This window comes from Sinomicrobium pectinilyticum (genome assembly GCF_003725735.1).
GTDB lineage: Bacteria > Bacteroidota > Bacteroidia > Flavobacteriales > Flavobacteriaceae > Sinomicrobium > Sinomicrobium pectinilyticum.
In genome coordinates, this window is record NZ_RJTM01000003.1 from 1 (window position 1) to 13,150 (window position 13,150).

The window sequence follows — 13,150 nt, forward strand, 5'->3', positions numbered from 1 at the left end:
TTATTGTTAGGATTTTAAATATTTATGCGAAGAAAAAGTATTTTTTATAACACCTGTTTGCTATATATGTATTTTTAAAGGGGTTTGGATAATGAAAAGATAAAAACTATGGGTGAGGCAACCTGTGAAATGAGAAAAAAATAAAAACACCCCCTTTTTTATTGAGGGGGTGTGGCTTTTTTAGCGATCCTGAAGTGCAAAAACACGTTTTAGAAGGTCTGTTGTCCTGGCGGTCGTTTTATTTCGTATTTCTTTTTCCTCCACCGCGATCATGGTGAACACTCCTTCAAGGGCTTCCTGGGTAACATAATCCGTAAGATCGGGGTTTACGTTATTGGTAATGGGCAGGGCATTGTATTTGTTGATTATATTGCTCCATACCTCGGTAGCGCCGACCCGGGAAAGCGAATTATTGATAACCGGGGAAAATTTGCTGTAAAGTTGTTTCTCAGTATTGTTTTGCAGGTATGCAGTAGCAGCATTATCCGCCCCGAGAAGAATATTTTTAGCGTCGTTGAAAGTGATATTTTTCACGGCGTTAACAAATATGGGTGTAGCTTCTTTAACCGCATCTTCCGCTGCCCGGTTAAGTACTTTCAGCCCCTCGTCGGCGAGGTTTCCCAAACCGATATCCCTAAGGGTTTTATCCACTTTCTGCAACTCGGCGGGAAGCATGATTTTTACCATCTGGTTTTTAAAGAAACCGTCTTTTTGTGTGAGTTTGCTTACCTGCTTTTCAATACCGAAATTCAGGGCCTGGCGCAGGCCGGAAGCAATATCCTCATTGCCGGGCGTTGATGACGTAGGCAACTGGTTTACCACCTGCTGCAGTTCCGCACAGGAAAAAATCAAAAAAATACCTAATACGTAGATCGCTTTTTTCATGTAATATTTGTTTTATAAAATGGAATAAAAACAAATGTACTATGAAAAAACAATAGTCTTGTTATTGTGTGCCATTACTTTTCGGGAGATGTGGAGCTTAACTGCGCGGGCAAGTACTATTTTTTCCAGGTCCCGCCCCTTCATTACAAGGTCTTCAATGGAATGTGCATGCGTAACCCTGGTAATGTCCTGTTCAATAATGGGACCGGCATCCAGTTCTTCCGTCACGTAATGACTGGTGGCCCCGATGATTTTTACCCCCCGCTTAAAGGCAGAGTGATAAGGTTTTGCGCCGGGAAAAGCCGGAAGAAAGGAATGGTGGATATTGATGATCTTATGCGGATAATGATTGATGAGTTTTTCAGATACGATCTGCATATAACGTGCAAGCACAATAAAATCCACACCGGCTTCCTGCAACAGGTATAATTGTTTTTTCTCCGCTTCTTCCTTGTTGTCGGGTCCTACCGGTATATGGTGAAAAGGAATACCAAAACTGTCGGCTACAGGTTTGAGGTCTGTATGGTTGCTGATAATAAAAGGAATAGTTACATGAAGCTCGCCCGAATTGTACCGCCCGAGAAGATCATAAAGGCAGTGATCGTATCTGGAAACAAATATGGCCATTTGGGGTTGGGGCTTATCCGTGTGGATTTCCCAGGACATGCCGTATTGTTGTGCTATCCGGTGACCGAATTCGTTTTTAAAATCTTCCAGGGAACCCGGAAATTCCACGAACTGACTTTCCAGCCGCATAAAAAATACCCTGTGCTCCATATCCACATGCTGGTCAATATAAATAATATTGCCGTTCTTCTTGTATATAAAACGTGTGACCGAAGCTATGATACCTTGCGTATCCCTGCAGGAAATAAGTAATGTAATTTTGTTCATACCATTTTGGAGCTTTAGAACCGGTTTTAAACAAAGGTTAATGTGAAGTCTAAAATAGGTCAAAAATGACCAGGATTTTTAACATTGCTTTTAAATTACAAATCTTCTTGAAAACAGTGTGTTTTTTAATAAATCCGTAAATTGCACAACGAAATAAGCACTTTTGTTGCAAATGAAACAGAAGTAGCCGGGAATTTTCCTCTTTCTATGGAAGATTCCGAAGTATATACGGACTAACGTGATTTAAATCATAAAAAGTGAATACAGAGACATATAAACCTGAAAATAAAGTAAGGATAGTTACGGCAGCTTCCTTATTTGACGGACATGATGCGGCTATCAATATCATGAGGCGCATTATCCAGGCTACGGGGGTGGAGGTTATCCACCTGGGGCATGACCGGAGTGTTGAGGAAGTGGTGAATACGGCCATACAGGAAGATGCCAATGCCATTGCCATGACCTCTTACCAGGGCGGACATAATGAATATTTTAAATACATGTACGACCTTCTTCAGGAAAAAGGGGCCGGTCATATAAAAATATTCGGCGGCGGTGGCGGTGTCATCCTGCCGGAAGAGATCAGGGAGCTGCACGAATACGGGATAACACGTATCTATTCCCCCGACGATGGCCGCGAGATGGGGCTGCAGGGAATGATCAATGACCTGGTGGAAAAAGCCGATTTTCGTTCTCCTGCTTTTCAGAACGGGGAGGAAGTGACTTCGGCATTGAAAGATAAGAATGTAAATGCCATAGCACGTCTTATTTCACTTGCGGAAAATAACCACGAAGAGTTCGAGAGAAGATTTACGCCCGGAAAAGGGAGCAAGATTGTCCCGGTCCTGGGGATTACGGGAACCGGGGGAGCGGGAAAATCGAGTCTGGTGGATGAACTGGTACGGCGTTTCCTGGCGGATTTTCCGGAAAAGACAATCGGCATACTTTCTGTGGACCCTTCCAAAAGAAAGACAGGAGGAGCACTACTGGGCGATCGTATTCGCATGAATGCCATTAACAATCCCAGGGTGTATATGCGTTCGCTGGCCACAAGACAATCCAACCTGGCCTTGTCCAGGCATATTGCCGAAGCTGTGGATGTACTCAAAGCGGCAGAATATGACCTGGTTATCCTGGAAACTTCCGGTATCGGTCAGTCCGATACGGAAATTCTCGATCATTCCGATGTTTCGCTTTATGTTATGACACCCGAATTCGGTGCAGCGACACAACTCGAGAAAATAGATATGCTCGATTTTGCCGACCTGGTGGCCATTAACAAATTTGACAAGCGCGGCGCCCTCGATGCCCTCCGCGATGTTAAGAAACAATACCAGCGGAATCACCAGTTATGGGATGCCGATCCGGATGCGCTACCGGTTTATGCAACCATTGCCTCACAATTCAACGATCCCGGCATGAATATGCTCTACAGGAATGTAATAGATAAAATAAGCGGGAAGACGGGGGCAGACCTGAACTCTTCCTTTGAGCGGCACGACGAGATGAGCGAGAAAATATTCGTCATCCCGCCTAAACGGGTCCGTTACCTGTCGGAAATAGCCGATAACAACAGGAATTACGACCAGGCCGTGGAGAAACAGGTTGCCGTAGCACAGAAACTTTACGGCATATGCATGGCCGTTTGCAGTGTTACGAATGGGACCGACCCGTTCTCGCTGGTTACGAAGGCCGGTCTGGACGGGGATGAATTGATGAAAAGAACAGAAGATGAGGAAAAGAGGTCATTCCTGAAATTGTTACTCGCAGAATTCGACCGGGTGAAAATGGAATTGGACCCACATCACTGGGAGACGATTTGTAACTGGAAAAGCAAAACGGAGCGTTATAAGAAACCGGAATATATATTTAAAGTAAGGGACAGGGAAATACGTATTAAAACCCATACGCAATCGCTGTCACATACGGAGATACCCAAGGTGGCCCTGCCCAAATACGAGGCATGGGGCGATATCCTTCGCTGGGTGCTTCAGGAAAATGTACCGGGAGAATTTCCGTATACCTCGGGGTTATACCCGTTTAAAAGGGAGGGGGAAGATCCTACCAGGATGTTTGCGGGAGAAGGCGGACCGGAACGTACCAACCGGCGTTTTCACTATGTAAGCCTCGGGATGGATGCCAAGAGGCTTTCCACAGCGTTCGATTCGGTCACCTTATACGGAAACGATCCCGGACACCGCCCGGATATTTATGGTAAAATAGGTAATGCCGGGGTTTCTATCTGTTGCCTGGACGATGCCAAAAAACTGTATTCCGGGTTTAACCTGGCCGATCCGAAAACTTCGGTAAGTATGACCATCAACGGCCCGGCGCCCATGCTGCTCGGTTTCTTTATGAATGCCGCAATAGATCAGCAATGTGAGCTATATATCAGGGAGAACGGCCTGGAAGCGGAAGTAGAGAAAAAACTTCGGGAAATTTACGACGATAAAGGATTGCCCAGACCCCGGTATAACGCTGCCGGTGGAAAAAATGTACTACCCGAAGGTAATGACGGCCTCGGCCTCTTATTGCTGGGGATTACGGGAGACCAGGTGCTTTCCGCCGAAGTGTATAATGAAATAAAACAACGAACGCTATCCCAGGTAAGGGGCACCGTACAGGCTGATATACTCAAAGAAGACCAGGCACAGAATACCTGTATTTTCTCTACGGAATTCGCTTTGCGTCTTATGGGGGACGTACAGGAATATTTCATTGATAACAATGTGCGCAATTTCTATTCCGTGTCCATTTCGGGCTACCACATTGCTGAAGCCGGGGCCAATCCCATTACACAGCTCGCCTTTACTTTGGCCAATGGCTTTACATATGTGGAATACTACCTGAGCAGGGGGATGGACATCAATAAATTCGGGCCTAACCTGTCATTTTTCTTTTCCAACGGTATCGATCCCGAATACGCGGTTATAGGCCGTGTGGCACGAAGGATATGGTCCAAGGCCCTGAAATACAAGTACGAAGCCAATGAAAGGGCACAGATGCTCAAATATCATATTCAGACCTCCGGGCGCTCCCTGCATGCACAGGAGATCGATTTTAACGATATCCGTACCACGTTACAGGCATTATACGCTATTTATGATAACTGTAATTCGTTACATACCAATGCTTATGACGAAGCGATAACCACACCCACGGAAGAAAGCGTGCGCCGGGCAATGGCCATACAACTCATAATCAATAAAGAACTCGGACTGGCAAAGAACGAAAACCCTGTTCAGGGGGCATTTATCATAGAAGAACTGACAGACCTTGTGGAGGAAGCCGTACTTAAGGAGTTCGATCGCATTACGGAGCGTGGGGGAGTCCTCGGAGCTATGGAAACGATGTACCAGCGCAGTAAGATCCAGGAAGAAAGCCTGTACTATGAACACCTGAAACATACCGGGGAATTCCCCATTATAGGCGTCAACACCTTTTTGAGTTCCAAAGGTTCGCCAACAGTAATTCCGGGAGAAGTCATACGGGCTACCGAAGAAGAAAAACAATTGCAGATACAGACGGTGGAAAACCTGAAAAAAGCCAAAGGGAAAAGAGTACAGGCGGAACTGGAAAAAGTCCGGAAAACGGCTGTTGAAAACGGGAATATCTTCGAACAGTTAATGGAGGCCACCAAAGTATGTTCTCTGGGGCAAATTACCGAAGCATTGTTTGAAGTGGGCGGACAATACCGGAGAAATATGTAAATTTGAGGTGTATATAACCCCAACGATACGAATACATGAAATCTTTATTTTTCGAATTGTTTGCATATAACCTGGATTGCAATAAAAGACTGATAACTGCTTTTCTCTCGGCCGGGGAAAATGTGCCCGACAAAAGCAAAAAACTGTTTCACCATATATTAACGGCACATCACGTATGGAATGCCCGGTTGAGTGGTGTTGCCCCGGCATACGGGGTATGGGAAGCTGTTCCCGCAGTATTGGAGGAAAAAGTAAATGAAGAGAACCATATCCTTACGGGGAAGATATTACGGCAAAAGGACCTTTCGGAAATTATCGATTATAAAACCAGTAAGGGGGCTCCGTATTCCAACAACATCCGCAATATTCTGTTTCACGTGGTCAATCACTCCACGTATCACCGCGGGCAGATAGCTATGGATTTCCGGGATTCCGGGCTTGAACCCCTGGTAACGGACTATATTTTTTATAAAAGATAAACCTGCTGGATGAAGTGACCGCTTAAACGAGGTCATAAGATATCTAATAAAAGCCATGCCATTCCGGTGTGGCTTTTTATGATTTTTCCCTTGTAGTAAAACAATCGCTTTAAAATCCGGGGAGTAGTCATAAAATTACACCGTTGTATTCGGTTTTGTCCCCAGGTCATTGATGAACCCGTCGAGGCTTTCGTCTTTCCGGAGGTTCAGTTTCTGTTTGATCCGGTAGCGGGCCATCCGGATACTCTTCGGGTCGACATTCAGTTTTATGGCAATTTCCTTGTTGGTCAGCCCCATGAGGATGTAGGAACAGTATTTCAGATCGAGACGGGTCAGTTTGTTTTCCGCTTTTTGCTGAAGGCCGGCAATAAATTCGGGATGTATTTCGGAAAATTCGGCTTTAATATCATCATAACCTTTGTCCACCTCATTATTTTTGGAGATCAGGCGGTTGATTTGCCGGTGCAGGGGATCATTGCTATCCAGGGAATTGAGCTTTTCTTTGAAGTTTTGAAGAAGGGTGTTCTTTTCTTCTACCTGTAATGTACCGGCCAAAAGCTCTTTTTCGAGCCGGTCCAGGCGTTCCTGCATAAGTTCGCGTTCGGCCTGCAGGCGGGCGGTTTCTTCGGCTTTGAGGCTGGCCTGGAGTTCTGCCTCATGTTTTTCGCCGGTAAGCAATAATTGCCGTTGCTGGGATGCCTTTAGTTTAAAGTGATATGAACGGAACAGGAAGAACAAAGCTACTAAGCCGGCTGCGATCAGGACCAGGTAATAGCGGTTCAGTTTTTTGGTAAAGGCAGCTTCCTGCCTGGCGGCCGTAAGGGCGAGTTCCTTTTTTTCAGATTGGTATTGCGCTTCGAGTTTCTGGGTGATAAAAAGTTTTTCCTTATCGAATAATTCCTTATCAAACTTCATGTACTGTTTGTAATATGTCAGGGCCTTGGAATCGTCGCCGTTTTCTTCGGTCATCCGGGCCAGAGAGCTGGTTATACGCGATTTTTCCAGGGCTCCGCTCCGGGGATTTCCGGAAATCTCAGCCATGGCCATTTGCAACAGCTTTTCGGCCTTGTTATAATCACCTTCCTTCCGGGCGTATTCGCCTAAAATTCCGTAGCTGTTGACAATGATCTCAGGGTGTTTGGTTTCCCTCCCGTTGGCAAGTGCCTGATCGAGGTAGACTTCGGCACTGTCTTTATAGGAAGACGGATAAAATTCAAAATAAAGATTGGCCATATTCAATGCGGCAATACCTTCGATACTCCTTGCAGTAATACGCTTTCGCCGGGAATCTACCAGCTTTAATATCGAGGTGTAGTAATGCCTGGTCGAATCCAGTAGCTGCCGGGACTGGTCTTTCCGGTAACGGTAAAGATAGTAGCTCCCCAGACTCAGGTAAGCATGGCTTATGGCATCCGGGTCTTTGCTCTTCAGGGCGGCATCGAGACAAAGCCGGGTATAGTGGAGCTGCTTTTCGGGCTCGTTCCAATAGCCCTGTATGGAGGCCAGGTGGTGGTAAATACTGCTTTGAAAAAGAGGAACCTCTTCCCCTTCGAACATCCGGAGTGCTTCCAGCATATATTGATAGGCTTTATCCCGGTTCCCTATCATGTTCTCCAGCCATCCCCTGCGGGAGTGTATCCGCCCCTTGATGACCTTATCCGTTATTTGCGCAGCGTACCGGGAGGCACTGTCTATGGCCTGAAACGCCAGCACAATACTGTCCTGTTGTGCGTATAGATAACTTAGGGTTGAATAAGTGAGGGCAGTATAGCCCTTTTCCTTTTCCCGGTGACTGATCTCCAGAGCGTTTTCCGCGATCTTCAATGCCTCATCGGGCCGCTTGTTCATGGCCATGATCTCGGCAAGTTCTCCCATAGCATCGATACGTTCTCCTTTTGTAGCGCCCGGATTGTCAATAATGGTGTTCAGGGAATCGATAACTACAGATTGTGCCTGTGTTACGGGCGGACGGAATAAAACGGCAAAAAAGATAAAAACGCAAATAAATAATAATCTCCCCATGTGGTAAAAGTATAATAATTACAACCCCTTGTTCAAAGATACAAATTTCGTAGACGCTTTGTAGACGTTTTCTTTACAGCTTGTAGTCGCAGTGTATGCGGCTAAAAATTGTTTCGGACTTTCGAGCCCTCTAAATTTGTTCCCGAAGTTTTAACTGAAATTATTAATCGTAAAATCATAATATTCATGAATGCCAGGACCATTTCAATCGTATCGTACATTACCATCATAGGATGGATCGTCGCTTATTTGCAACATAAGGGAAGCGAACAAAAGAGCGCACTTGCATCATATCATCTCGGACAAGGGCTGGGGGTATTCATTTTTGCCGTGATCCTGAACATCATCCTCAGTATAATTATCCGCGTGGTTCCTTCACTGGGAAGTATCCTTTCATTGGTGGGTTTCGTACCGCTTATTTTGCTCATTTTCGGAATTATTACCGCGGCTAATGAAGCACTGAAACCGGTTCCGCTGATCGGGAAGTTTTTTGAAGGGAAGTTCAATTTTTAATAAACAGGGAATAAGCTGTTTGGGTAAAACAGGAGAATTATTGTATGGTCGTAAGATTTATCATGAAACAGTTTTAAAAAATATATGATGAGGACATGGATAAACAGTTTGTGTGGTTTTATGTTGCTATTTGTCCTGGCAGCATGCAATTCTGAAAAAACGGAAAAGTTTGTATGGGAAAAAGAGATAGCTCAACTCACCGGTAAAAACCTGGATAAATGGCTTCGCCAGGCGCCGTTCTCCAATGAACTTAAGCAAACAGACGAAAACAAGCTGGTGTTTACCAATGCGGAGCAGGTTTTTCCGTTTATGGCGCGATACAAAAATGCCGTAGGAGAATTACGGGAAACCTATAACGATCCTGAGAATCCTGTTTACCAAAAGAAAACCGTCTTATACCAGGATCCGGAGTGGGGCGATTTGTTTGTAAATGCCACGTTTTTGTATGACGACCAGGAGGTTTTCCTGGACCGTTCTTACAGCACACCGGGAAATGTGATTTTGGGAGGACCGGATGCCGCGATGGATATCCACCGTGCTACCTTGTCGGAAACAGCCGTCTTTGCCCGGACGAGTGATCACAAAACGGGTATTTACTGGGTCCGGACATCAGGCAAGGACTATCTTTTGGGACTCTATCAAAAAGGCAGGCTCATCTTTGAAACGGTTATCCCGCTCCGGGCAACCGATACATTGGCCACACTATTCAGCTGAACGAGGTAAATGAAAAACTGGGACTGCATATCGCAGAGTGGAAGGATGCGACAATACAGCAGCTGAAACCGGCAAATACCGAAGAAACGTTCTGGGAGTACCCTTTTACAGGAATCTATATGGATAAAAGGTCAACCTTGAACAAGGTTCATCTCAAGATCGGGGATACGCCTTTCCGGCTGGCACGAAAGGCTGTAAAAGGCGACTATTACTTTAGCTATGACACATCAGAAGGCAAGATAGCGCTGTTCACTGTTTTGAAAAATACCAATCAGGACGGGGAAGGTTTTGACGAAGAACATAAACAGCTGAACTCCTACGAACTGCAAGGACAAATACTCTATTACAAAGAAGAACAGGTTAAAGGGCTGATAAAAGGAGTGGCCAGGACCTATGTTGGGCAGGGGCAATTCCTGGAACTGAATTTTGAATATCCCCAAACCGATCTGGAAGCCAAGGCATATATTCACGGCGTATTGAAAAATATAAAGATTTTCAGGTATTTATAATTAAACTGAATACGATGCTTATACTGTTTCGAAAAATTGATATAGCTCACATCACGGCTACTTCTCTGGAAAATCCGGCATCACCGGGTATCCCCATGATATTAGCCCTCTACCGCACCGAAGTAAAAACAGCATTCTACAAAACGAGTCATAAAAAGGTCCTGCCGGAATACCGGGAAGTACCTTCAGGGAAACGTATTCCGAAAGGAAAATGGACGGGTGAAATGAAGATTTTTGCCGGGGAACAACTAAAACAGCAACCGCGACAAAAAACGAGATTTAAAATTACCATTGCGGGTTGGATTTTCCTGTTGCTGTGTGTGGCGACCTTAGGGTTGATCGTATTCGACCGCCCCGCGGGAAACAGGCAGGTGGTATTTAATAACCTGGGAGAACAGGTACGGTCCGGCGATATCTATTTCGGGCGTTTTCAACAGATGACCCCGGGAGGACTTCCGGTCCGTGACGGTTATGCCTGGTTTAAGGTAACTGATGTCAAGGCGGACACGGTGATGATTGTACTGGGCAAAGAAACCACAGGAGATCATAATGTGCCGGCCGAAGAATTGTCCGGTACGGTTTTTTCGGATTCCATTTATAAGACAACCATCCGGGAGCAAAAGGGGTATACTATCGATTTCCGTACCCGCAATAGCGAAATGATGTTTGTGGCTGGTAAAAAGAAAACTTCTTCGGGTAAATAATACAGGTATGCAAAGGAAATTAGTAACGGCCTTTTTCACAGCCTGTTTGTGGAGTGTTTTTGCACAGGCGCAAACCATTATCCGGGTGACTCCGAATGGCACGGGGGATGGTTCTTCCTGGGATCAGGCGAGTAGTATTGAGGATGCCATAGCCAACGCATCCCGTAATGATAAAATATGGGTCAGGCAAGGTACGTATAAAATAAAGCCAACGTTGCAGATTAATAAAACTTTAGAGATATACGGCGGATATTCCGGCACAGGGAACCAAAGAAATCCGGCTGTTTACCCAAGTATCCTTAGCGGTGATAAAAAAAACAGTATCATTAAGACAGGCTATTCTGCAAGTGAGATGGTTTTTGACGGCCTTATTTTCGAAGATGGTTTTGCCAAAACCGGAACTCATGTAAATGATGTTACGGGAGGAGGAGCATTATATTTAAGCGGGAATGGGACGAAGATCAATAATTGCATTTTCCGGAATAATACTTCAGCAAACAGAATAGGCTCCGGGGCCATTTACCTTTGGAGCACGGACAATATTGTTATTGAAAACTCGGTATTTGAAAACAATCGTGTAATCCGGAACGACAACAGTGAAGCCGGTAATATCGGAGGTGGGGTAATGCATATACGGTTCGGGAAGAACAATCAGATTAAGCATTGCAAATTCATCAATAATTCATCATACTATCCCGGTGGAGCAATCTATGCCTGGGGAGAAAATGCCAGGATTATAGATTGTTATTTTGAAAATAATCACAGCGATAATACAGGTGGAGCTATCTATGTGAATTTTGATGACCTGTATGTATCCAATACTGTTTTCCGCAGTAATAACTCGGAGTTGAGAGGGGGGGCAATGTATAATAATTCCGGGGCAGTTAAAGTAGTTAACTCCTTATTTGACAAAAACACAGCTTCGGATTTAGGGGGAGCCATATATAATTCGGAGGGAATTGATATAGCCAACACCACTTTTGTAGACAATAACAACACTGCTGTAGTTTTTCACTCCTTTTCTTCTGATGAGGAATATACTCATATTTATAACAGCATCCTTTACAACAACAAAGCGGGCGGGAAATTTACTCCGGATATTGCCCCCGCATATTCTGGTTCGGATATCTCCGGTCTTGATGTCAGGAGAAGCATTTTGCAGGAACATTCCGGTGGCATGAATAACCTGATAGGTGTTGACCCGCTCTTTGTCAATAGCAGCAACGGGAACTACCGTATCCGCCATAACAGTCCGGCAGCAAACGCCGGGAGAACAATATTATTTAATGGCGTGTCAGCTACACCGGCAGGTTCTTCAAATGACCTTTACAAAAATGAGCGTCTTATAGGCAATAACATTGATATGGGTGCGCATGAATTACAACTGCCGGGCTGCACCACAATTACAACTCCTGCGAACGGGGCGGTTGATGTTGCAGTGAACACTGACATCTCCTGGGAGGCCGTGCCCAATACTACGGGATATACCATTTCAATCGGGACCACTCCCGGCGGGACCGATACGATAGACCGGCAACAGGTCACAGGAACAGTCTTTGAACTTCCTGTTAACCTGGAAGTAAATACCACCTATTTTGTTTCGGTCATATCTTATAACAGTGCCGGTGAAGCTATTGGCTGTAGTGAAATAAAGTTTAAAACAGAAAAAACGTCCAGTGTGGTTGATTGCACATCGATAACCAATCCGGTTAACGGAGCCGAAAATGTGTCTTTGGACACCAATATCACCTGGGAAGAAGCTGTCAATGCCAGCGCGTACTACATTTCCATAGGAACTACTTCCGGAGGGACGGATGTTGTGAACAAAGAATCCGTTACCGGAACGACCTACACCCCGGAGATCAGTCTGGAAGAAAACACCACCTATTTCGTAACCGTAACCCCTTACAACAATGAAGGAAGTGCTGAGGATTGCACCGAAACCGGTTTTACCACGGAAACCCTGGTGTCGGTCCCGGGCTGTGCAACGATTGTAACCCCGGAGGATAGTCAGGAAAATGCTCCCCGGGATATCAATATTACCTGGGAGTCAGTCCCTGAAGCCGACGGCTACTATATTTCCATGGGAACTATTTCCGGAGGGACGGATATCGTGAACAACGAATCAATAACCGGAACAACCTACACTCCGGAAGTGGACCTCGACGAAAACACTACCTATTTCGTAATTGTAACCCCGTACAACAGCGAAGGAAGTGCTGAAGATTGCATCGAAACCAGTTTTACCACAGAAACGCTGACACCTCCAGATTGTGCTGTGATCGTCACGCCTGTAGATGGAACTACCTATCCCGCTTATGAGGGTATCGGCTGGGAAAGTGTGGCAGGAGCCGATAGCTACCGGATCTATATGGGCACTACTCCGGGCGGTACGGATGTGGCGGATGGACTGGAACCGGGAGAAGATTTTGAAGACCCGGAGTCGGGCACCTATTATCTTAGGGTAGTTCCTTATAACGAAGCAGGCGAGGCCACGGGTTGTGAAGAGATTAGTTTTTCGATAGGGGCACCGACGCCTCTTCCCCCCGGCTGTACAACGATTACAAACCCGGCAGACGGTTCTGCAGATGTACCATTAATAACAGGGATAACCTGGGAATCCATACTCAATGCCGAAGGCTACCGGCTATCCATTGGCACAAGTCCCGGGGGAACAGAGCTGGTGAACAGGGAAGAGGTCACCGGTACAAGCTATACGC

Annotated in this window: 10 protein-coding genes; 7 read left to right on the top strand and 3 right to left on the bottom strand. The window is 45.6% G+C overall.

What is annotated here, in order from left to right; translation table 11 throughout:
- Positions 1–180: 180 nt before the first annotated feature.
- Together ED312_RS01370 and purU are read right to left on the bottom strand one after the other, a co-directional pair.
- Positions 181–885: a DUF4197 domain-containing protein gene (locus ED312_RS01370; protein WP_123214210.1), complete on the bottom strand. Its 705-nt coding sequence runs from the start codon at positions 883–885 to the stop codon at positions 181–183.
- Positions 886–924: 39 nt separating this feature from the next.
- Complete coding sequence (gene purU / locus ED312_RS01375; protein ID WP_123214211.1) at positions 925–1,779, bottom strand: formyltetrahydrofolate deformylase; 855 nt, start codon at positions 1,777–1,779, stop codon at positions 925–927.
- A gap of 257 nt (positions 1,780–2,036) precedes the next feature.
- On the opposite strand from purU, the gene ED312_RS01380 reads away from it, so the two are divergent.
- Together ED312_RS01380 and ED312_RS01385 are read left to right on the top strand one after the other, a co-directional pair.
- Complete coding sequence (locus ED312_RS01380) at positions 2,037–5,489, top strand: methylmalonyl-CoA mutase family protein (RefSeq protein ID WP_123214212.1); 3,453 nt, start codon at positions 2,037–2,039, stop codon at positions 5,487–5,489.
- A 35-nt stretch (positions 5,490–5,524) separates the two neighbouring features.
- The gene (locus ED312_RS01385; RefSeq protein ID WP_123214213.1) at positions 5,525–5,968 is read left to right on the top strand and encodes a DinB family protein; all 444 of its coding nucleotides are present in this window, start codon (positions 5,525–5,527) and stop codon (positions 5,966–5,968) included.
- A gap of 135 nt (positions 5,969–6,103) precedes the next feature.
- Here the strand turns inward: ED312_RS01385 and ED312_RS01390 are convergent, their stop codons facing one another.
- Entirely contained in the window at positions 6,104–7,990 is a 1,887-nt protein-coding gene (locus tag ED312_RS01390; RefSeq protein ID WP_123214214.1) for a LuxR C-terminal-related transcriptional regulator, read from the bottom strand.
- Positions 7,991–8,176: 186 nt separating this feature from the next.
- Here ED312_RS01390 and ED312_RS01395 point away from each other — a divergent pair, with 186 nt between their 5' ends.
- From ED312_RS01395 to ED312_RS01415, 5 genes are all read left to right on the top strand, one after another.
- Positions 8,177–8,503, top strand: coding sequence for a DUF4870 domain-containing protein (locus ED312_RS01395; protein WP_123214215.1), 327 nt, complete (start codon positions 8,177–8,179; stop codon positions 8,501–8,503).
- A 120-nt stretch (positions 8,504–8,623) separates the two neighbouring features.
- Positions 8,624–9,217, top strand: a complete 594-nt coding sequence (locus ED312_RS01400; RefSeq protein ID WP_148044196.1) for a hypothetical protein — start codon at positions 8,624–8,626, stop codon at positions 9,215–9,217.
- A gap of 137 nt (positions 9,218–9,354) precedes the next feature.
- A complete protein-coding gene (locus tag ED312_RS01405; RefSeq protein ID WP_123214217.1) occupies positions 9,355–9,726 on the top strand; it encodes a hypothetical protein in 372 nt (123 codons plus the stop codon).
- A gap of 14 nt (positions 9,727–9,740) precedes the next feature.
- The gene (locus ED312_RS01410) at positions 9,741–10,430 is read left to right on the top strand and encodes a hypothetical protein (RefSeq protein ID WP_123214218.1); all 690 of its coding nucleotides are present in this window, start codon (positions 9,741–9,743) and stop codon (positions 10,428–10,430) included.
- 7 nt (positions 10,431–10,437) lie between these two features.
- Positions 10,438–13,150, top strand: a 2,713-nt coding sequence (locus tag ED312_RS01415) for a hypothetical protein (RefSeq protein ID WP_170164424.1), incomplete at its 3' end; no start/stop codon positions are given.